This window comes from Halobaculum limi (genome assembly GCF_029490015.1).
In the GTDB taxonomy this organism is placed as follows: Archaea; Halobacteriota; Halobacteria; order Halobacteriales; family Haloferacaceae; genus Halobaculum; species Halobaculum limi.
Genome location: NZ_CP120468.1, coordinates 1,620,889 through 1,642,507, shown reverse-complemented (window position 1 = coordinate 1,642,507; position 21,619 = coordinate 1,620,889). Strand labels below are relative to the sequence as shown.

At 48.4% G+C, this 21,619-nt stretch carries 16 protein-coding genes and 1 pseudogene; 10 read left to right on the top strand and 7 right to left on the bottom strand.

Going from position 1 to position 21,619, the window contains the following annotated elements:
• Positions 1-59: 59 nt before the first annotated feature.
• From P0D77_RS08185 to P0D77_RS08175, 3 genes are all read left to right on the top strand, one after another.
• The gene (locus P0D77_RS08185; RefSeq protein WP_277552386.1) at positions 60-1,118 is read left to right on the top strand and encodes a WbqC family protein; all 1,059 of its coding nucleotides are present in this window, start codon (positions 60-62) and stop codon (positions 1,116-1,118) included.
• Positions 1,119-1,234: 116 nt separating this feature from the next.
• Entirely contained in the window at positions 1,235-2,221 is a 987-nt protein-coding gene (locus tag P0D77_RS08180; RefSeq protein WP_277552384.1) for an NAD-dependent epimerase/dehydratase family protein, read from the top strand.
• A 498-nt stretch (positions 2,222-2,719) separates the two neighbouring features.
• The gene (locus P0D77_RS08175; protein WP_277552382.1) at positions 2,720-3,736 is read left to right on the top strand and encodes an N-acetylneuraminate synthase family protein; all 1,017 of its coding nucleotides are present in this window, start codon (positions 2,720-2,722) and stop codon (positions 3,734-3,736) included.
• Positions 3,737-3,754: 18 nt separating this feature from the next.
• On the opposite strand, the gene P0D77_RS08170 is transcribed toward P0D77_RS08175, so the two are convergent.
• From P0D77_RS08170 to P0D77_RS08160, 3 genes are all read right to left on the bottom strand, one after another.
• A complete protein-coding gene (locus P0D77_RS08170) occupies positions 3,755-5,557 on the bottom strand; it encodes a hypothetical protein (protein ID WP_277552380.1) in 1,803 nt (600 codons plus the stop codon).
• Between the two features lie 49 nt (positions 5,558-5,606).
• Positions 5,607-6,311, bottom strand: coding sequence for a cysteate racemase (cuyB, locus tag P0D77_RS08165; protein ID WP_277552378.1), 705 nt, complete (start codon positions 6,309-6,311; stop codon positions 5,607-5,609).
• Positions 6,312-6,438: 127 nt separating this feature from the next.
• Positions 6,439-7,392, bottom strand: a complete 954-nt coding sequence (locus P0D77_RS08160) for a PLP-dependent cysteine synthase family protein (protein ID WP_277552377.1) — start codon at positions 7,390-7,392, stop codon at positions 6,439-6,441.
• Between the two features lie 468 nt (positions 7,393-7,860).
• Here P0D77_RS08160 and P0D77_RS08155 point away from each other — a divergent pair, with 468 nt between their 5' ends.
• The 4 genes from P0D77_RS08155 (at position 7,861) to neuC (ending at position 12,746) form a co-directional block, all read left to right on the top strand.
• Positions 7,861-9,285, top strand: coding sequence for a hypothetical protein (locus P0D77_RS08155; protein WP_277552375.1), 1,425 nt, complete (start codon positions 7,861-7,863; stop codon positions 9,283-9,285).
• Positions 9,286-9,448: 163 nt separating this feature from the next.
• Positions 9,449-10,561: an alkaline phosphatase family protein gene (locus P0D77_RS08150; RefSeq protein ID WP_277552373.1), complete on the top strand. Its 1,113-nt coding sequence runs from the start codon at positions 9,449-9,451 to the stop codon at positions 10,559-10,561.
• Positions 10,562-10,735: 174 nt separating this feature from the next.
• Entirely contained in the window at positions 10,736-11,440 is a 705-nt protein-coding gene (locus P0D77_RS08145) for an acylneuraminate cytidylyltransferase family protein (protein ID WP_277552371.1), read from the top strand.
• 115 nt (positions 11,441-11,555) lie between these two features.
• Positions 11,556-12,746: a UDP-N-acetylglucosamine 2-epimerase gene (gene neuC, locus P0D77_RS08140; protein ID WP_277552369.1), complete on the top strand. Its 1,191-nt coding sequence runs from the start codon at positions 11,556-11,558 to the stop codon at positions 12,744-12,746.
• Positions 12,747-13,346: 600 nt separating this feature from the next.
• Here neuC and P0D77_RS17770 read toward each other — a convergent pair.
• Positions 13,347-14,255, bottom strand: a pseudogene (locus tag P0D77_RS17770) (lipopolysaccharide biosynthesis protein); the annotation flags it as partial.
• Between the two features lie 355 nt (positions 14,256-14,610).
• Here P0D77_RS17770 and aglF point away from each other — a divergent pair.
• Entirely contained in the window at positions 14,611-15,339 is a 729-nt protein-coding gene (gene aglF / locus P0D77_RS08130) for a UTP--glucose-1-phosphate uridylyltransferase AglF (protein WP_277552365.1), read from the top strand.
• A 109-nt stretch (positions 15,340-15,448) separates the two neighbouring features.
• On the opposite strand, the gene P0D77_RS08125 is transcribed toward aglF, so the two are convergent.
• From P0D77_RS08125 to P0D77_RS08115, 3 genes are all read right to left on the bottom strand, one after another.
• Complete coding sequence (locus P0D77_RS08125) at positions 15,449-16,369, bottom strand: NAD-dependent epimerase/dehydratase family protein (protein WP_277552363.1); 921 nt, start codon at positions 16,367-16,369, stop codon at positions 15,449-15,451.
• 150 nt (positions 16,370-16,519) lie between these two features.
• Positions 16,520-18,325: a glutamine--fructose-6-phosphate transaminase (isomerizing) gene (gene glmS, locus P0D77_RS08120; RefSeq protein ID WP_277552361.1), complete on the bottom strand. Its 1,806-nt coding sequence runs from the start codon at positions 18,323-18,325 to the stop codon at positions 16,520-16,522.
• Positions 18,325-19,518, bottom strand: a complete 1,194-nt coding sequence (locus tag P0D77_RS08115) for a sugar phosphate nucleotidyltransferase (RefSeq protein WP_277552359.1) — start codon at positions 19,516-19,518, stop codon at positions 18,325-18,327. Before P0D77_RS08115 ends, glmS begins: the two co-directional genes overlap by 1 nt.
• Before the next feature lie 338 nt (positions 19,519-19,856).
• Between P0D77_RS08115 and P0D77_RS08110 the strand changes: the two genes are divergently transcribed.
• The gene (locus P0D77_RS08110; protein ID WP_277552357.1) at positions 19,857-20,330 is read left to right on the top strand and encodes an SWIM zinc finger family protein; all 474 of its coding nucleotides are present in this window, start codon (positions 19,857-19,859) and stop codon (positions 20,328-20,330) included.
• Positions 20,331-20,405: 75 nt separating this feature from the next.
• Entirely contained in the window at positions 20,406-21,389 is a 984-nt protein-coding gene (locus P0D77_RS17720) for a transcription initiation factor IIB (protein WP_432764791.1), read from the top strand.
• Positions 21,390-21,619 lie beyond the last annotated feature (230 nt).

Sequence of the window (21,619 nt, the reverse complement as noted above, 5' to 3'; positions counted from 1 at the left end):
CGCCGAGATCAGTCTGATTCAACCGGAGTATTATATGACATTACAGCAATATTATAAATGTGGTTACAACAGTCACCGCATATCAACCGCGGTACTTTCCCCGCCTACACTACCTTGCACGAGCACAGCAAGCGGATGTGTTCATCATCTACGACGATGTTGAGTTCTCCCGACGGTCTCGCCAACACAGAGCAGCGATCTCAGTCGGTGAGAGTGATTGGTTGACGATTCCGGTAGAACATAGCGGAACGAAGACGCGGATCTGTGATGCGACGATCGATATGTCGACACCGTGGATGAGCGAACACATCGAAACGCTGGTCCACAAATACGGGCCGCGTGCGTACGCGTTTGAACCATTCTTTGAGAGCCTATTGCTATCTGTCCCGACGATTGAAGCAGTCCGTGAGTCGACCAAATTACTCCGAGACGTGGTTGGGCAAGAAGGGTCGTCGGTTCTGGATGAAGTTTTGAAGCACGATTCAGCGTTGCAGGATTCCGAACACAAGGTATCTAACCTACAACTGAAGAAAGAGGCACTTGGCAACCAGATCTCAGTGGCTCGGTCAGAAGGCCGAGAACGCGACGCAGCCAATCTAGTCGATTCCGTTCGAGCCCTTGCAGAGCGGTTGGATCCAATGGAACACCAGATCAATGTGAGAAGACGGCAGCGGGATCAGGCCCTCGTCGAACTCGCTGAATACATTCCTGCAAACACCGATGTCGAAGTACTGCCGCCCGAATCGCTGTGGGATCTTACCGGGGTGGAACCAGCAAAGGTAGTATCCTCCGAGTTGTTAGTTGATTTAACAATCCCGTTGCTCGAAGAGCTCTTCGAACGGTTCGAGATCGATTCGAAGGTAGTCCGCTCAAGCCACGTTGATGTGGAACATCCAGGCGACCCATCAGAATATCTCGCGGAATTGACCGCCGCGTTCGATGGCGATTCTTATCTCTCAGGGAAGACAGGATATGAAAACTACGTCGATGAGGCCCCATTCACAGCCCAAAACATCGATGTCGAAATCCAAGACTGGGAGCCAACGTGGGAAGGCGGGAATGTCTGTGCATTAGACGTGATATTCTCTGCTGATGATCCCTCTCAGTTTATTCGCTGAGTGAGGATTCTGTGGTGACAAACAGAGACTCCCGTGAGCCAAGGAGCTGAGAGATGGATTTTCGCCCTGCTGAAATCCCCGAAGGAGCTACTGAGCTATTGATAGTCCACTGTCATATGGATATTCTCGTAACTGGTGGTGCAGGCTTCATCGGCGGTCACTTGGCGGAAGCGTTCGTTGTCGACGGACACAATGTGACCGTTATTGACAATCTCAAACCCTTCTACGATATCGGGCTCAAACAGCACACTATCGAACAGTGCCAATCGGCCGCGAACGAACACACGGGAAGCTACGAGTTCATTCAGGGAGATATTCGTAACGCCGATCTCGTCGGAGAGCTAGTCGAAGAGATGGATGCTGTAGTGCATCAAGCAGCTCAAGCTGGTGTGCGAGCAAGTGTTGAAAATCCTCGGGAGGTTACTGCAACCAACGTCGACGGAACGGTCAATCTGCTTCAATCGAGCGTTGAAGCCGATGTCGAGAGGGTTCTTATCGCGAGCTCCTCATCGGTGTATGGAAAAGCGCAGTATCTTCCCTATGATGAGGATCATCCGACTGAGCCGGTGAGTCCTTATGGAGTATCAAAGCTCGCAACAGAAGAGCTTGCTCGCGTCTATTCGGAACTACATAGTCTCTCTACTGTCTGTCTCCGATATTTTACTGTGTATGGCCCGCGGATGCGTCCGAATATGGCGATTTCAAATTTTGTCTCCCGATGTATGAATGGAGAAGCGCCTGTCATTTACGGGAGTGGCAAGCAGACCCGGGATTTCACCCACGTCTCGGATGTGGTCAAGGCAAACCAAACGTTGCTTGAGGCTGACGTTGTCGGCGGCGACATACTGAATATCGGAAGCACCGATACCATCTCGATTGAGAAATTGGCTACGTTGATTCGGGATGAACTCGCACCCGAATTAGATCTGCGATACGAGGCCGAACAGGAAGCAGACGCGGCCCACACACATGCTGACGTTTCGAAGGCTCGCGAAGCGATTGGATATGATCCTTCAATCGGTATCGAATTAGGAGTGACTGAGTTTATCCAGTGGTATCGATCGAATAGAGACTGGTATGAGCCACTCGTTCGAAACTCATAGGCGCTTCAGTAGCACATCTGATCGCCTTCCCAGCGCTCTTCATCTCCCGTGAGTTGATTTCCCAACAGCTACCGTAGAGGCGCTCACAAGTAGTATCCCATTTGTAGGGAAGGTTTGGCTTGAACACTTACCAATCGACTCGCTCGCCTCTCGCGGCCGGATTCACGGCGCTCCGAGTGTCGCGCCGTGCATCGCTGGTGCCTCCCCGGCACGCCAGCAGGCTGTGACTCCCGGTCGCTGCGCACTCCTCCGTCGCGTGCTCGCGACACGGCTAGGATTGTTCGTTCTGTTGAAACAGGATTATTAGAAATTACAACTGCATTAGAATTTTAACCGAGAATAGCCGGATGATAGAGATGAGTTCTACCTCACCAAGGTCTATACAGACTTCGTCAGATCAGTGTAGACGAGTGCTTCATACGGACGGCAATTTGTGGAGGAGAAACAGCGAGCAAAACACCGGTGGGTTATTTATATACTCTACTAAAGATTCTAACGATGAAAATCGGAACTACCGCGATCGGCACAAGCGAACCACCGTACGTTATCGCAGAGGTCGGTATAAATGCTCGTGACGATCTCGAATTGGCAGAGGCACATATTGATGCAGCCGCAGAAGCTGGTGCTGATGCAGTCAAGTTCCAAACTCACATTCCACAAGCTGAGATGGTCCAATCGGAAATGGAGCATCTCGGACACGGTGATGTATTTGACGTAGTAGCCGGCAACCAGTTCACGAAGCAAGAACATAAGCGCCTTCAGTCCCGTTGCGCCGAAAAGGATGTAAACTTCCTTTCGACGCCGTTTTCTACAGAAGCAGTTGAACTGCTTGACGATATTGGCGTTCCAGCAATAAAAATTGGATCTGGGGAGCTCACTAATTATCCCCTTCTCCGAAAAGCAGCTGAAACAGGGAGGCCGTTGCTCATCTCAACCGGAATGAGTGACTTCGAAACAATTCAAGATACATTTGATTTCATCGAACCAAAAGCATCCCAAGTCGCGCTCTTATACTGCGTCTCGGCATATCCTGCTGATCCTGACGATATGAACCTTGATACAATCTCGCGTATGAAAGATGAGTTTGGGGTTCCAATCGGCTTTTCTGATCACTCTACTGGAACGCGAGTCTCTTCGGTTGCGATGGCTAAGGGGGCAGATTTCGTTGAGAAGCACTTTACTATTGACCGGCGACTGCCTGGTCCTGATCAGGCGGTCTCGATTGAGCCTGAGGAGATGGCAGAACTGGCTGCATTCTCTGAGACTGTGCAGGATACGCGGGGTCACGAAAAAGAGATAACGCAGGAAGAAGCAGATGTGAAATTATGGGCCAGGCACAGTGTGGTGACCACCTCGCCTCTCTCGGAAGGGGACGTACTGAGCGAAAAGGTAATGACAACAAAGCGTCCGGGGACTGGTATTCCAGCAGAAGAATTTTATTCTGTAGTGGGACGAACGCTAGCAAAGGATCTAGAAGAAAATAGCATCATTCACTACTCAGACCTCAAAGAGTAAAGTGAAAATATCGATTAATTAGTACCGAACAATCTCGTCATATCCTACTTGCTCAACACCATGTACATAGTGTGCAATTCGTGCTGGGACGCGAATATCATTGGTGTACGTTTTGAGCTGAAATTCATCTTGATAGAGCTGACTATCACTTAGTCGGGATTGATATGATTCCACCAGCTCAGAATATGTTGAGGTACCGACTGGTCCAGAATTGAGCCGTCGGTAGACGGGACGAATAGTCGACAATAGTAGAGATGGTAATGACTGTTCAGCGAAATCAATTAGTCGCTCACGTCCAGACCTCGGAAACACCAATTCATCCTGGTTGTTAATTTGTGCACGCTCGATCCCCGAATATATTGGTATGTTGAGAATGTCGGAATACAACTCATTCAGCAATTTCACACGAATGCGTTCACCACGTCTATGTTCCGGGGGGAAATCCAGCATTGGGCGACTCAACTCGAATGTCGCATATGGGGACAAGTGGAACGAAAACTCGTTTGCGACATTCACATATGCAGACTGAGGTCTCCCGTTCAACAATTGTATCACTCGTGCGAAAGCGCAAACAGACATCTTTTCGTCCGTTTCGATATCGTGTCCCAACCGATTGAGTGCGGACTGACAGTGCAGAACTAGCTTGTCCAAATACTCTTGTTTTTTATTGAATTGGTCTTTCGAAAACTTCTGTACATATGAGAAGTGTTCTTTCACAATCTGCTCTAACGTAATGGGGACGAGCGATTCCTGCTCCCAATAATATACGTTTGAGACTGTTCCGAATGCGTACCCACTCAACAAGAGTTCCGGAATTGCCGGCGAACTCAAGCTGTTATAGAAGTTCTCGGTCGCTCCATACGTGTGATATCGATAGCCGTATTTCTCAAATAGCGATGTCCAACCAGATCGTTCTGTTGGCAGATTACCTCCCCAGTCAAGCTTTTTGAATTCAAGATCAAATCGTTTCGCATACTCGCGGGCCACGTCAAGGTCATTATCGTCTGTGTTTGTAAGCGGAGAATTGCCAACGGCGTATAATATACTGGGAGAGGCATCCTGTTGTAATAGCCCTGCTAGCACCGATCGAGAGTCCAGCCCACCGGTCGCTTGAACTCCTAAATTAGATGATGCCTTCGTAATCTGATTAAATACTGATTTGACACGGTCGCGGTAGTCTGAGACGATAGCATTGATTTGTTCTCCAGAATAATCCCAATCAACGGTAGGCCTCTCGAGTGATTCGACCGAAAAGCTTCCGTCTATTAGATTTGCTGAGATGATCTCATTTCCAGCTAAGCGTTTGACTTCAGTGAACGGTGTCGCGTCTGTGATTTCAGAGACTTCAAGTGACTTCTCAAGTAGCTTATATTCATCTACAGTAGGGCTGGATAATGAGTGTGAGCAAACGTGAAGTGAATTAGAAACCATCCACTGCTCTTCAGTTGTGTAATAAATCTCGTACACCCCGTTGGGATCTCCAAATATCTCAATGTGGTCTCCATCTTTAATGACTACCGAGTAGTGACCAAAGCTACGTTCGCGTACCTCTTTAGCACCAGACTTGGCGTACGTTTTATAAACAGAATCTAAAGCGTTCTCTCCCATCTTCCCGTCAATTATTATCGTCCCTGTTATTGCAATAAATGAGGTTGAATCTAAAGGTTGAAAGTTTGTGTTTTCGAATGTTCTCTTGTGATATGTCGAGATATGAAAATTATCCTCAGAAAGGCTTGCAGCGACATCCAAGCCGGCGTCATTACAAAGTTCCTTGGCCTTTGTATGCCTATGAGAGCTAGTCGTCAGATGGAATCTTGACATAGGGTCGAATACTGAGGTATATCACGAAACAGTTGCGATAAAAGAGCGCTCAGCTACAGTTAGGCTTAGCACGGGTTACACATGCTTTCGCAAGTATAGTAATTGGATCGTACGTGTTCAGATCAGTGCTTATTGGAAGAACTGAAAGGTCAGAGCATCCAATCAATAGTGCTTCGCAGTCACTCCCCTCAAACGACTCAATAATTGGGGTCAATTTCTCCACAGCCTTCTGTTGGTTCCCTTGTTTGACCGCATAAATTGCGTCCATTAGTTGTCTGGTATTATTAGGAGTAACCAGCTCAACTGGTGAGTTCGTGAAGTACTCTTCGTAGATCCCAACATTGATCACTGTTTCTGTTGCAAGAAGACCGATTTTGCTGACACCGTCTTGGTTAAGTTCATCTTCAGTGATTGAAATCATATTGATGAACTCCGTTTTGGTGCTGGAAGTCAAGTCATCAAAATAATAATGAGCGGTATTACACGGGATAACAATAAAATCTGATCCAACCTCGGTTAATTTGGATACATTTGCTTTCAGTTTCGGTAACGGACTTTCTGCTCCCTCCAAGATAGCTTTATTCCGATCAGGGATATGTGGGTCGTTAGATACGAATGTGGTAATGTGGTCTTGGTCGGTCTCTGCAGGAGTTTCATCAATTAGCTCTCGTTGGAAGTTAATTGTTGCCTCAGGTCCCATACCCCCAAGAATACCTATTACTGACTCATCTGAAGGCCCATCACGATATGACATCTCGATATATATAGGGTCGTATCCGTGTATATTTTCTTCGGTAGAATGTCTTTGGTACGGATATTAGAGTTGTTCGTATATGAACATAAATAGAATCTAGTATGCGGTCAGCTTAATCTCAGATGACTTAGACATACAGGGTGTCAAAATATTGCTCTGCACCATCACATACGACACTCAAGACGGCTGCCTCAGGGTCATTATTGCCAATTTCAGTTGCAACCGAGAGGGCAGCACCCGCACTGGGTCCGATAAGTAGGCCATGATTGCTACTTGCCGCCCGCGCAGTGGCAAATGCATCTTGATCAGTGACACTTCGGATTTCATCAATATATTCAAACCACATTGTTGGGAGTTCGTGCCCTTTGCCCAGGCCTTCGACAGACGTGTCGTATTCGACAGGATCTTGTTCATAAAATGAAGTCGAAATATTCGAATTTTCGGCGTCAACACCTACGATAGTAATCTGCTGTTCAGTGTTTTCTACGGCTTCTTTAAGATATCGTGCAATACCACTAATTGTTCCACCAGTACCCATCGGGCAGACAATATGCGTGAGATCCTCCCCGATTTGAGACCAGATTTCTGGACCGGTCCATTCATAGTGAACGCTCGGGTTGCCTGAATTGTAGTACTGGTTTACAAAATATGCTTCAAGTTCATCTGAAAGGCGTTCTGCAACGGTATGATAGTACTCGGGATGTCCCTGTGACACGCTAGGACACTCGTGAATTTCTGCCCCAAATGCCCGTACGTATCCCTTTTTCTGGTCACTGGTGGACTCTGGCAACGTAACATGACAGTCAAAGCCAAGTCTGTTTGATACAAAAGCAACTGATCCAGCAGTATTGCCAGAACTAGCTTCTACAATTGTCTCATATTCACCTTGCTGTTTCTGATCTAATAGTAAGCCGAGCGCGATCCGATCTTTCATCGAACCAGTTGGATTCCTGCTCTCCAGCTTACAGAACACGTTTTGATGTTTAGCTCCCTCAAAAGATACAATTGGAGTGCCACCTATCTGTTGTAAGAGCGGATCAGTAACATCGTAGGGACAATACTCGGAGGGATTCGCTTGCATTAGTACTTCCGGGCACGAGGCATAGGGACAAAATGCTACCGCAATCACTGAAATTACACGTTCAAGTTAAATTTCTGTAATATTGGCTACAGGATGGCTTCAGTAATGCAAGATCCTTTTGCAGTATGATGACCATCTGTGGCCTCACCTAACACGTCATTCTACCGTAGACGAGAACAATTCACACATATTATGTTTATATTAAATATTATTCTCCAAATGCTTTGTTTTTATTTATTGGGAATTATGGCATTTTGATCTTCGCATCACGTATTTTCGTGTATTATTCAACTCTAGATATATGACAACATTTGCCCTAACGTATATAGAGAATTTCAAACCAGAACGACCGATTATTCAGGCTTTCTCCGGAATCAAGCAAAGAGTACTGTCACAAATCTTATTTTTGCACACAAATACTTCTCTCCAACAATACTTACTACTGGTGGATGGTTGTTCAAACTAGCAATGGATGAGGGTGAGATTTCGGCAGCAATTAAACAGATAGAACAAGACCACGACTGCTTTGAGTGGACAGTCGACGGGTTGCCGATCTGGGAGCGAGTACGATTTATCCTCCACCGAGAATTACAAGAAAAAGTCGGTGCAGATCAGGCACATACAGAACCTAAAGATAATCTAAGCCAGTTGACCCAAGGCGTCTATCAGTGGTTGCGAAACTTTGCGTTTGATAGTCCGTTTTTTGCATCTGAACATAATTTCCTCTTTCTTGGCCATCCACGAAGGAAAGAGCAAAGCGATGGAAGATGGTGGGATATATACTGTGATCCAATACACGAGGAGGGGAAACTGGACTACGTCCAACTTGAACCACCGTTTGGGTTGACTCATCACACACCTGCGAAGACTGAACAGCTACGATATTTAGATTCGATCACCTACACGGGTACGCTGGCACGGAAAACCCTCGCTGATCGGCTTGAGTTGGACAAATCACTTCAGAAAGCAATTACAGCAGTTGAGTCCGAAATCCAGCGCGAAGTGGGAGCGACAATTGATCTCAAATATATCATCAGAGCAGAGATGGCTGAACGAAAAGCCACTCTCCCACTATACACTCACGTTCTTCGCCGTATCAACCCTGATGTGTCCGTTGTGGTTGTTGGCTATCTAAGAAAGACGTTCATCGAAGCTTGTAAACGACAAAATATTCCGGTCGTAGAGTTGCAGCATGGGATTATCAGCGAGAACCATCTTGGTTATTCATTCCCCAATGATAATAACTTAGAATTTTTCCCTGATTATCTTTTCACTTTCGGTGAGTTCTGGAATGATAACGCCTCATATCCGATCTCGTCCGAGCGGGTTATTGCCGCGGGATATCCGTATCTTCAACAACAGATATCACAGTATAACAATGTCAAGCAGAAACCACAGATTCTATTTATTTCCCAAGGAACAATTGGATCTAAATTATCCAAGTTTGCTGTTGACGTACAAAACGACCAACGTCTCGATTACAATATAATCTACAAACTTCATCCCGGAGAATATGATCGGTGGGAATCAGAGTATCCATGGCTCGTTGAATCTGACATTCACGTCGTGAAAGATTCACCTTCACTATACAAACTGATGGCTGAGTCGATTGCTCAGATCGGTGTTTACTCAACAGCGATTTATGAGGGATTAGCATTCAATCTAAAGACATTCTTATACGACGCATACGGAGCCGACGGATTAAGTCACCTCGTCGAAGAGGGAGCAGCAGGATGGCTCAAGTCGACAGATGACCTTGTAGAAGGCATAGATCAACCTCGTATGTCTTTATTTAAAAAAGAGCGATATTTCAAACCAAATCCGATAGAAGAGATCATTGCTTCTCTTGAAGAAATTCAAGACCTCCAGCATAACAGACGATTCAATAAGTGACAAATATTTAACAAATGTGTTCATTACGATATCCTCTACTCCACAGTGTTGTTCGTTCATATTTGAGCGCCCAATCCACGACGGAGCTAAAAGAAGCAGTTTTACCGAGTCAAGCCAGGCTTGGTAACATTTATCTCTATTCTTCTCTGTCCTCTGCGTAACGGTGAACGAAATTATACGATTAGCAAAGCGGGCGATGAAAAATCCACATAGGATACTACCATTCATCAGAGACAATACGATCCCGCACTTCCTATCGACATATGGGAAGATATACGAAAGAATCAACTCTATCGATGACCAGCGTCGCTTAATCCATCAATACATCGAACAGAATGATGAATTCGTATTGGTTGTGCTTGATGCTTGCAGGTTTGACACATTTGAATCAGCTATTTCTGACTACTTAACCGGAGAAATTGATAAAGCGTGGAGTCCCGGAAGCTTGACGCCCCAGTGGGGGCCGCAGGTTTGGACAGAAGACTATGATCTTACGTACATTAGCTCTAATCCTATCATCGGTGATTTTGAGTACTCTCCTCGGAATTCAGACTTTGGATACAATACATTCTGCGCAGCGGATCACGTTGAGCGATTTGTTGATGCGTACAACTTTGCATGGGATGATGATGTGGAGTCAGTCTATCCCTCAGATATGACTGATATCGCTCTAGAAGAGGCAGCACGTGACGAGCCGACAAGATTGGTTGTCCACTACCTACAGCCACACCTTCCCTTCATTGGAGAGAAGGGATTTTCACATTATGTACTTGATCACAAGAGTCGATCTTTCAGCATAAACTATTCCGATCAAGAACGTGAAATGTTTCTTGAAAATAACACGGAAATCACACTCGAGCAGGCTCTGAAGTATGATGTCACGTGGAGTGATGAACTTCAATACGGCCTTCAAATTACTAACTCAGAGGGGCGTGGGTACAGAGCGCTGTTACGCGAAGGAGTTGTGACGAACGAGGATATTCAGCGAGGGTACGTCGATAATCTCGAGATAGCACTTAAACAGATACGGCGACTCGCAAGGTGCGTTGACTGCCCTGTTGTTATTACAGCAGACCACGGAGAGTTTCTCGGTGAATACGGGCAGTATGACCACCCAGACGTACTCCATCCGATCTTACGCGAAGTACCCTGGTTTGAGGTAGACAAATCCGAGATCGGAGTTGAGAAGAATAGTTTTGATCCAGTTGAACGTGAACACAAATCAATAGATGATGAAGGTGTCAGGGGAAGGCTGTCCGACTTGGGGTATCTTTAGCATTTTATGAAATTGGTAAAGATTAACAGATAGAAATTATAGAAAAATGAGATTATTAGTATTACAAACGATATTTGTTGTCATTGGTTCTGTGTGTTATGGTATAGTAGTGCGGTAAGAGCCGACATTCAGACGGTTCGATTTTTACCTCTTGGGTATCAAGAGATATAATGAATGACATCAGTGCTCGCGATCATACCGGCGAGAGGTGGATCCAAAAGAGTCAAGCGTAAGAATATCAGAGAGGTTGGCGGAAAACCACTTATTGCTCATACAATTGAAGAAGCAATTTCAACTGAAGCGATCGATACAACGATTGTCTCAACTGAGGATGACGAGATCGCCGAGATTGCTAAGAAGTACGGCGCAGATGTTCCATTCTCGAGGCCAGAAGAACTCGCTACGGATTCAGCTTCAAGCGCATCAGTCGTCTCTCACGCGTTAGACTGGTTTGAGGCCCGAGACAAAACATTCGACACTGTGTGTCTACTCCAAGCAACATCGCCCCTTCGGACAAGCGAGGATATAACGGGGGCGCTTTCCAAATTCAACGAACGCGATGCTGATTCTTTACTCAGCGTATGTAAGTACACGCAGCCCCCGCAATATGCGTTACTCAAGAACTCGGATGGGTATTTACAGGAGCGATTCACTCCGTCTGTACTATTTTCCCCAGAGTACACACGGGAACAAGATCTTGAGGAATTGTTATTCCCTAATGGAGCAATCTACATTGTGACTGTTTCCACGTGGAAGTCAGTGGAGACATTTTACACCGAGGCGACAATCCCATATGTTATGCCTGAACGTCGGTCGTTACAGATCGATGAGCTATGGGAACTGGAGCTCATTGACTCATTTATGAAAGCTGACCGTTGAGCAGGCCGTGAGAAGCCGATTTTACCGTTGAGTTTGTACTTGAGAGTGAAGAAATAGAGACTCTGCGAATCGGTGTTCCGTCATATGTATATTAGCCGGAGACAATCAGCGCAGTATGACTCGCAAGGTCGCTACCTTCCTCACTACCCGAGCCCAATACGGCCGGTTGAAGCCAGTCTTACAGGCTTTAGAAGCTGAACCAACAATCGCTTCTACGGTTATCATTTCAGGTGGTGCAACTGTTCACGACTACGGAGAATTAGCTCCAGTTCTAAAGGATGATGGAATCGGAGTTGATTACGAGTTGACTAATTTAATTGACGGTGGAACACCAATTACACAAGCGAAGACGACAGGACTGCAGTTAGTAGAATATGCAAACGTTTTGAAGCAAGTCGATCCTGATTTCGTTTTGATAACTGGCGATAGGCACGAGACAATGGCGGCGACGCTTTCCGCCTCATACCAGAATATCCCGATATGTCACTTCGAAGGAGGAGAGGTCACCGGATCAATTGATGACAAGGTGCGCCATGCGACGACGAAGATGGCAGACTATCACTTCGTCTCCACAGAGCGTAGTGCACAGATTGTGGAAAGAATGGGAGAAAGCCCTGAACGGATTTTCCATACTGGGTGCCCTTCTATGGATATCGCGAAATCCGTTGAAGAAGAACGATCTACGTCGTTTGACCCACAAGTCGTCGAGAGTGGTGTAGGTGGGCACGTGAATGTAGATGAACCGTATATCGTTGTTCAGTATCATCCATTACCAACTGAGTATCTGAGTAACTACGAAAAGACATGGGAGCTGATCGACGCTGTTAGACAAATCGACATACAGGCATTCTGGTTTTGGCCAAATATGGATGCCGGAACCGACCAAGTATCCAAAGCAATTAGGGAATTCCGTGAAAAGTACTCGCCTGACAACGTTCGATTCTTTATTAACTTAAGTCCCGAAGACTATCTCACCACGGTCAAGAACTCAGCGTGTGTAGTTGGTAACTCTAGTGTGGCAATCCGAGAATGCGCCTTCTTTGGTACACCAGCTGTCAACATTGGTGGAAGACAATCATCGCGTGAGCGCGGCCCAAACGTAGTAGATGTACAATCTAATGCGGAGGCGATTGAACAAGCAATCACCTCTCAACTCAGTCATGGCAATTATCCACGTTCAACTATATATGGAACCGGTGACGCTACTGGCAAAATTATCTCTGCTCTGCAACAGTTAGACTGTGAACTAAAAGGCCCTATGGAACCAATTGACGTCTACAGTGGCCCGGATCAGACTAGTGGATAACAGTTAGAAATTCTGATTGTATCTTATAGAACTTCAAAATATACAATTAAAATTTTCGTTGAGTTCGGAACTCACTATACCCTACAGTCGGTTGCCAATCAAACCCCGTTCTGGAACGTTGTCTGACACTGTCTTTCTGAACTGTGGAGAAATAACGAGCATTGCAAATATGTAGCTACTTGCACCGACGACTACAAGCACTAAAGTTGTCAGTATTGTTTCACCGAATATTGTAATTCCCATAAAGACAATACCTGCCATTATCATTGTAGCGAGACATTGTTTTGAAAGCTCTCGCACTGGAAATGCAAACTGGAGATGGTTTGAGAGTGCTTTATACCCCAAAATTGCGCTGATACCCGAAGAAACCGTTGTGGCAATCGCTGCACCGTACCAACCGACCAGTGATATTAAAACAATATTTAGAAAGACGTTCACAAGTACGAATGTAATTGTTATCCGAAATGTCAAATCGGGTCTATCTATAGCATCAAGCGCGTTCGTAAACTGAACCTCAAATGTGTATAAGAGTTGGGCGAGAATAAGGATAATTAGTACACTATATCCCTTGACAAACTCGGGCCCGTAGATAGACAGAATCGTGTCGCCAAGGATCGCAGCGCCGGCAAGTCCGGGAATGACAAACAATCCTGCATAAGATAACCCGTCCTCCAGCAGGCTTCCAATTTGCTCAAAGTCTCCTTTACTTGAGAGTGAACTGATCTCAGGGAATAATGTTGCACTGATTGACCCCGCGAAGAGTGCAAGAACAGAGGCGACGTTCCATGCGATCCCATACACCCCAATGAGATCCTTTGTAACAAAGAAGCCAAGTAGGATTGTATCCATCGCGGCAAATGTTCGAGATTTGATTGCTGTAACCCAGGAGTATTTTGCATACGAAAAAATATCGGCTGCTTTGTTTACTGTCGGCCGGGTATAATTAAAATCAATATAAAAGAGACTAATCGCTAACGATACTATTAGTCCGCCTAAGTATCCCCAGAGAAGCCCACCAATGCCAAGACCGAAGAAAATCAGTCCAATCTGGGTAACGCTGCGAATTGTGGTGTTTATCGACTTACTAAGACTTTGGATGTGAACTTTTTGCTGGCCAACAAGAGTCGAAGAGCTGAAATTGTGTATTGCGTAAATGACCAAGATTGCAGAAAATATTGCTAAGACATCCACACCAATATAATTCCGCAACTGTTCTTGGGCTAAAAATGTGAATAGAAGTAGCGCTAGAAGTATGAGTATTTGGAGAGCAAAACCGGTTGACAGCGCTTCACCAGAGTTTTTGTGTTCGCTAATCCGTTTTTTAACTGCAATCGGAATGCCTGCATTTCCGCCCAAGATCATCCACGAAATAACGGAGATAATAAGCAAATAAGTTCCAAGAATTTCACTTCCGAGTTCCCGTGCGATGTACCAATTGGCAGCAAAGCCAGTTAGTGAGACAAGTATTTTCGATGCCAAATTGATGAATGCTGTCTGGCCGCGTTTCATACGAGAGGGTGGTTTTGAGTTCGCATCCACGTGTTAATGGGCTTCGGTCAATGCCCATCTGTCGAGCCCACGAAGTAGTTGTTTGTCCAAGAGTGTCAGATATTGACCGTTGTCTCATAGTCAAAGAGAGAACGTTGTGGCACCCAGAAAATCAGTGAAGAACCAATCAAAATGCCTCAGTACTTGCTCGCAGCACGATTAGCTGCAGTTGAAAGGTCGTCTCCCTACAATTGGCGTAGCTGTCAATTCAACTACTGTCCGGTCTTTCACCGTTTCTTAATACAACACGGTTTCAACGGCATTACGCAGATTCGAAGGGGTAAGATACAATTAGCGTGGCAGTCAGTCTTATGATATGCAAGCTGTTGTTCTCGCTGCCGGTGAGGGTACGAGACTCCGACCACTGACTGAAGACAAGCCCAAGGGGATGGTCGAAGTCAATGGGGCACCGATTTTGACCCACTGTTTCGATAACCTGATCGAACTCGGTGCGTCAGAACTCATCGTTGTAGTCGGGTATATGAAAGAGAAAATCATCGAGTACTATGACGATGAGTACGAAGGCATCCCCATCACGTATGCCCACCAGCGTGAGCAGAATGGGCTGGCCCACGCCTTGCTAACGGTGGAAGAGCACATCGATGACGACTTCATGCTGATTCTGGGTGACAACGTCTTCGAGGCCAACCTCGGCGATGTTGTCCGACGACAGCGCGAAGATCGTGCTGATGCGGCCTTCCTCGTTGAGGAAGTCGAATGGGAAGAAGCCTCACGCTATGGGGTGTGCGATACCAACAAATACGGTGAGATTGTCGACGTCGTCGAGAAACCAGAGGAGCCGCCATCGAATCTTGTGATGACTGGCTTCTACACGTTCTCGCCCGCGATCTTCCACGCCTGTCATCTGGTGCAACCCTCGAATCGTAATGAGTATGAAATTTCTGATGCGGTTGACCTCCTGATCAAGAGTGGGCGAACGATCGATGCAATCGCGCTCGATGGATGGCGGATGGACATTGGGTATCCCGAGGATCGCGACGAAGCCGAGGAACGGCTCGCCGAGTCTGGCGAGGCTGAAGCATAGGACTATGGCTTGAGAGGGTGCGTACGTTTCGATTATCTACTAGGATTCTAGCAGACCATTCAAACTGGAGAGGCCCTGCCCCTCAGAAGCAACAAGCTTAGCTTGTTAGCTATTCGTCGAGATACGGCTCGCACACCCGCTTGACGCCCTCTTCAAACGATATTTGTGGTTCCCAGCCAGTTGCCTCACGGATCTTCGTGATGTCGGCACAGGTGTCGTGGACGTAGTTCTCCAACGGAATCGGCTCGTATTCTGGTTCGACGTCCGTCCCAAGCGCGTCATTGATGAGTTCGATCATCTCGTTGAACGAGTACGGCTCGCCAGTGCCGAGGTTGTACACATCGTTCAAGCGATGGTCAGCCATCGATTCCAGCCCGCGAACGATGTCATCGACGTGCGTGAAGTCACGCGTCTGAGAACCGTCACCCCACAGCACCGGTGACTGGCCGTTGGCGATCTCATCTGTGAACTGCGAGACCGTGTTGGCGTATTCCCCTTTATGACCCTCGTTGCCACCGTAGCCCTGATACACGGAGAAGAATCGTGCACCGGCGACGGCGAGGTCATCATAGAAGTCGTTGTAGTACTCGGCATAGCGTTCGCGTCCAAGCATTGAGGCGTCATAGCCCGTCGACGCCTCGAGATCCATATCCTCAGGCGATGGCTCAGTTCGGCTGCCGTACGCCGAAGAGGTTGAAGCGTAGACGATCGTATCACAGCCGTCCGCGTGCGCCTGTTCAACGACGTTGATGAAGCCTTCAATGTTAACGCGCGCACCCTGTCGAGGATTCTCCTCGAGCATCTGACGCGAAGAGAGTGCCGCAAGGTGGAAGACGACGTCCACATCAGTTGGGAGGTCGTCATCGAGGACGTCTGCTTCAACATACTCGACGTCGTCGTTGAGGTTGTCGGGCGTGCCGAGATAGCCGTTATCGAGGGCGATGACGTCGTTGGTCTCAGCTAGCGTATTGGCGAGATTCGAGCCGATGAAGCCGGTTCCCCCTGTGATGAGAACTTTGGTGTCTTCCATCAATGCATAGTCGCTACGCAGTCGGGAAAAATACTGCTCTATTTCATCGAATAGAGGATAGTGATACCACCAATTTATTTTGACAATATTGACACTGGAAATCTTCCAACAAATATCCTATCCAGTGAGATAGTTTCGTGCGACTGCTTCTTATTCAACTGTCACGCTTTTCGCGAGGTTTCGGGGCTTATCGATAGACCGTCCGAGTTGGTTCGCCATATGATAGGCAACGAGTTGCAATTGGACGTTTGCGAGCATTGGTGCAGTCCGTTGATGTGTCTCGGGAATCTCTAGCACGTGGTCAGCATATCGCTCCACGTCGGATTGCCCATCCGTGACTGCAATGACTGGTGCGTCACGAGCTTCGACCTCTTTCACGTTCCCGATTGTCTTGCGTGCGCGCTCGTCGTTCCCAGTGACAATCGCGAACACCGGTGTGTTGCTCGTTACGAGTGCAAGCGGACCGTGCTTCAATTCGCCCGATGCAAATCCTTCAGCGTGCTCGTAGGTTATCTCTTTGAATTTCAGCGCGCCTTCGAGTGCAACCGGGAAGTGGAGACCCCGACCAATGAAGAAGAATGACTCGTTATCTACGTACTCGTCAACAATTGCCTCCGCGGTCGTTTCATCAAGCACCTGTTGGATGTCACTGGGAACATCACGAAGCGCTAAAACAAGGTCACGAGATCCTCGGGTGTTGTCTGCTATTGTCTCTGCCAAGAGATTCAACGCAGTAAGCTGTGAAGAGAACGTCTTCGTTGCTGCGACACCGATTTCTGGGCCCGAACGGATGTATAGCGCGTGGTCGCACTCTCTCGCAGCTGTGCTGCCTACAACATTTGTCAGCGCAAGCGTCTTCGCACCTCTTCCCTGTGCTTCCCGTAACGCAGAGAGTGTGTCAGCAGTCTCGCCACTTTGGGTAACACCGACAATAAGGCCATCTTCGGGAATTGGCGCAGGGCCAGTTGCATATTCACTGGCTAAGAACGCTTGTGCGGGTACGCCAACTTCTCGGAACAGTTCAACACCGTACAATGCGGCATGGTAGGAAGTACCGCAAGCGACGAAGTGGACCGTCTCCGGGAAGCCAACATCATCGAGTTCTTCGACGGTGATGTCTCCAGCAAGCTCGTCCAGACGGCCACTGAGCCCCTGGCGGAGGGCTGTTGGCTGCTCGTTAATTTCTTTGAGCATATAATGCTCGTACCCGCTCTTCCCCGTTTGTTCAGCACTCCACGTAACCGTCGAGACCTCTTTGTCGACGGACTCCCCGTCGCCATCGGTGACGTCCCATCCGTCTGCATCGATGATCGCGACGTCACCGTCATCAAGATACACGACATCACGCGTATATTCAAGAAACGCCGGGACGTCGCTTGCCAAGTAATACTGGTTTTCGCCTATCCCGAGCACAAGTGGCGAGTCATTGCGCGTTGCGAATATGCGGTCATCACCAGCAACGACCGCAGCGATTGCGTAGCTTCCGTCAATCCGTTCGAGCGTCCGATGGAATGCCAATTCGGTGCTGAGGTCCGTCTCAAGGTACGCAGCAAACAGGTGCGGGATTACCTCAGTATCAGTATCGCTTGTGAAGGTGACTCCCTCCGCTTCGAGCTCATCGCGTAACGACTGATAGTTCTCAATGATCCCATTATGTACGACGGCAACTTGTCCAGCTTCATCCGTATGTGGGTGTGCGTTAGCGTCTGTCGGCGGGCCGTGCGTACTCCAGCGCGTGTGGCCGATACCGACGTCACCAGTCGGAGTCACGTCGCGCTTGGCAATCTCTGTCCGGAGGGCTTCGAGTCGTCCCTGCTTCTTCTGCACATCAATAGAGTCATCGACAAGTGCGACGCCAGCTGAGTCATAGCCTCGGTATTCCAACGTCTCGAGTCCGTCCAACACAACATCAAGCGTGTCGTCATGATGGCCGACGCAGCCGATAATCCCGCACATTAGCCTTGCACCTCAGTATTTTCGTCGACACTGCGATGGAGTGTAACTCCCACGCCAATATCCGCGCCTGGCCCAACAAGCAGCCCAGGCAAAATCGTTGCCCCACCACGGATGTGCGCCCGGTCTGCAAGAACGCACCCAAGACGTTCGTTCTCGTGGATCTGGTTGTTCACACGAACATCAGCAAGCCCACCGGGAGCAGTTACACCCGCGCCGATTTCCGCACCTTGCCCAGTGATGGAATCGATGATGGTCGCATTTGCGCCTATGCGCGTGTCTGCGTCGAGAACTGTCCGACGAACGACTGCACCAGCCTCAACAGATGCGTTTTGACCAATCGCGGTGTAAGGACCGACGACTGCACCCGGTTCAACGACAGTATCTGGACCGATAACAACCGGTTTGTATAGAATAGCTTCATCGGCCACAGATGCAGATTCCGAGACATATAGACCGGGAGCGGTCTCTGGTTCGGAGATACGCCCGTCTGCTAAAAGCTTACACGCGAGAGAGGTGAGATCCCAGGGATACGTCACTTCTGAGTGAAGCCCATCAATCTTGACACCACGGACGTGTCCACCACGGTCGATTATGTCGGATATCCCTTCAGTGAGCGCAAGCTCGCCGTTCGTCTGGTCGGCATTCTCGAGCGCGGAAAAAAAGCTGGGACCAAACGCGTATACACCTGCGTTGAGCAAGCGGTATGAACCACTCCCAGGTTTCTCAATTAGTTCAGAAACTCTGTCCCCGTCAAGTATGACGGCACCGTACATCGGAGCCTCTGCTGATTCAGCGATAGCGAGCGTGCAACTGTCGTCAACTGAGTGCGCATTAACTACCGCGTTAATTGTTTCAGCCTCAACGATTTCATCTCCATTTACTGCGAGGAAGTCGCCCTCAAGTGCGTCCCGAGCTTGTAACAGTGCGTGTCCGCTCCCAAGTTGTTTTTCCTGTTTATGGTACGTTAAACTTCGATCACGGTACGTGGGGCCGAAGTAATCCTGAACGCGATCTCCCTCATAGCCAACGACGACGTGAAGGTTGTCGATACCCCCATCAACCAATGCGTCAAAGACGTACTCAAGAATCGGGCGATTCCCGGCTGGGAGCATCGGTTTTGGGCGATATTTTGTGAGTGGCCTGAGCCGTTGGCCTTCTCCGGCCGCAAGGATGACTGCAGAATCTATTGACATAAGCGTACACACGAGAGCTGGCTACTGTATCTTTTGCCCCATTCATTTCTGCGCATTGCAACTTCGGATCATACAAATACTAGCTAAAGATATAACTCTTTTTATCAGGATAGTCAGATATTCCAGAGTTATTTAATAAATAAAATAAGTTTAATGTATTAAATATCAAAAATTGTATTAAATTCACATATATTGGTTCTAACTATTTATTATTAATTATTAACTACATCCATACCTGCAGTACGAGCTTGCTGCAATGTATTACTGTAGAGTTGTAACCCAGCTGTTTATCGCCCCTGACGGTTGCGGGCGATCTCTCGCAGGTCACTCGTATAGAAATGAAGCCAGCAGACACACTCAGAGAGCTCGCACCAGCGACGCGTGTACTCAAGCGAGCGACGTACGAAGCATTCGAATTCGACGTTGTAGCGAACGGCGTTCGCATCAGGAACGCAAGCTACGCGAATCCAGCAGCGCACGAGTACATAGTCTCACTTGCAGGTGGTATCCCAGCGACGTGTTCGTGCCCAGCGGACGCAAACTTTGATGGGCCGTGCAAGCACCGTGTAGCGGTCGCAATTCGTGGACCAGTCCTTGCAGCTGCCCAACAGCGCGTTGCGCGACCAGTTGTTGCGGATGGGGGCGAGAAGACCGTAGCTGGTACCGATGCAGATGAGCAGAGTACCAACCCGAGCGATGGTGCTCGTGAACATTCCGCGTCGGATGAACCAACAGACTGTGCGTGTGCAGATCTTGATGGGTTCCCCTGCTGGCCGTGTGTGAACGCTGGGCGGCGTGAGCTGCCAGAATAAGCCTCAACCTCAGTCTGGGCTGTTTATTCTCCCCTGACGGGTGCGGGATGCAGAATGTGTCTCGTGTGACCCGAGATGGCATACACGAACTACGACCAGCAGTACGACGACGAACAGGGCGGCAACCTCTCAGAAGGAACGCGATGTCCCGAATGCGATGGACACCTCCAGACAGAAGGTGGTGAAACGGCGTGTCTCTCCTGTGGCCTCCTCCTCGATGAGTACCGATACGATCACGGAGCGACGCCGCGATCATACGCTGACAGCGAGACGGATCGCGAACACGTTGGTGCACCACTAACTGAGACGCGTCACGATCGTGGGATTTCGACGGCAATCGGCAGAACCCGAGATTCGAATGGCGGGTTTCTGACCGCGAGGAAGCGGCGACAGCTTCGCAGACTTCGCCGCGAACACAGTCGAGGGTTATTCGCATCGACGGCTGAACGGAATCTCGCGACAGCACTTTCTGAAATTGCACGACTAACGAGCGCGCTTGAGCTCCCACGTTCGGCGCGAGAAGTTGCCTCTCGAGTGTACCGCGAGGCACAAGCCCGTAGCCTCATCCCCGGACGATCTATCGAGGAGATGGCCGCTGCAAGTGTGTATGCGGCCTGCCGTTGTAGTGCAATTTCCCGCTCTGTAGTAGAGATTGCTTCGTATTCACACGTGTCTGAGTCGGCCGTGTATGCGCGATACCGCGTGCTCAACAAGGAACTCGAACTTGAGGCAGCACCACCCAGGCCCGAAGAGACGCTCACACGGGTGGCTAGTACACTCGAGATCGCTGATGATGTACGTGCACGTGCTGGTGAACTCATTTCGGCGTTACGTGCGGTGAAAGCCGGGTCAGGCTGCAACCCCGCGGGGATTGCTGCGGGATGCCTGTATGTAGCAGTCTGTGAGTTCAGTCAATCGATTACACAACACGAAATTGCCGCTGCTGCAGGGGTCACAGCTGTCACGCTTCGTGCACGGGCGGAAGACCTCAAACAGGTCGAGCCGAAGACAACCGAATCTTCGCTGGGAGACTGTGGCTACGACCGACCATCCACCTGATGAATGATATGACCCTTCGATAGTGCAGAGCTGTCTCTTTCTTATTCCTGTAGCTATAGAGAGACATACTGAATTATCAAGTTGGAACTGGTGTTCAAAATCTCTGAGCTTGGTTCTACAGGAAGGAAAACGCGTATAAGATTTGACCATCGGTTTATCACCCGCCCTAATTCTATTCGCGGTGCTATCAACAAAAACAATAACAATAGCTAAAATATGACACGAATTAC

Coding starts and splice junctions, on each gene's coding strand:
- cuyB (WP_277552378.1), bottom strand. CDS start 6,311: ATGTCATATCGTGATGGGCCTTCAGATGAGTCAGTAATAGGTATTCTT.
- P0D77_RS08155 (WP_277552375.1), top strand. CDS start 7,861: ATGGATGAGGGTGAGATTTCGGCAGCAATTAAACAGATAGAACAAGAC.
- aglF (WP_277552365.1), top strand. CDS start 14,611: ATGCAAGCTGTTGTTCTCGCTGCCGGTGAGGGTACGAGACTCCGACCA.
- glmS (WP_277552361.1), bottom strand. CDS start 18,325: ATGTGCGGGATTATCGGCTGCGTCGGCCATCATGACGACACGCTTGAT.
- P0D77_RS08145 (WP_277552371.1), top strand. CDS start 10,736: ATGACATCAGTGCTCGCGATCATACCGGCGAGAGGTGGATCCAAAAGA.
- P0D77_RS08125 (WP_277552363.1), bottom strand. CDS start 16,369: ATGGAAGACACCAAAGTTCTCATCACAGGGGGAACCGGCTTCATCGGC.
- P0D77_RS08160 (WP_277552377.1), bottom strand. CDS start 7,392: ATGCAAGCGAATCCCTCCGAGTATTGTCCCTACGATGTTACTGATCCG.
- P0D77_RS08110 (WP_277552357.1), top strand. CDS start 19,857: ATGAAGCCAGCAGACACACTCAGAGAGCTCGCACCAGCGACGCGTGTA.
- P0D77_RS17720 (WP_432764791.1), top strand. CDS start 20,406: ATGGCATACACGAACTACGACCAGCAGTACGACGACGAACAGGGCGGC.
- P0D77_RS08180 (WP_277552384.1), top strand. CDS start 1,235: ATGGATATTCTCGTAACTGGTGGTGCAGGCTTCATCGGCGGTCACTTG.
- neuC (WP_277552369.1), top strand. CDS start 11,556: ATGACTCGCAAGGTCGCTACCTTCCTCACTACCCGAGCCCAATACGGC.
- P0D77_RS08175 (WP_277552382.1), top strand. CDS start 2,720: ATGAAAATCGGAACTACCGCGATCGGCACAAGCGAACCACCGTACGTT.
- P0D77_RS08115 (WP_277552359.1), bottom strand. CDS start 19,518: ATGTCAATAGATTCTGCAGTCATCCTTGCGGCCGGAGAAGGCCAACGG.
- P0D77_RS08170 (WP_277552380.1), bottom strand. CDS start 5,557: ATGTCAAGATTCCATCTGACGACTAGCTCTCATAGGCATACAAAGGCC.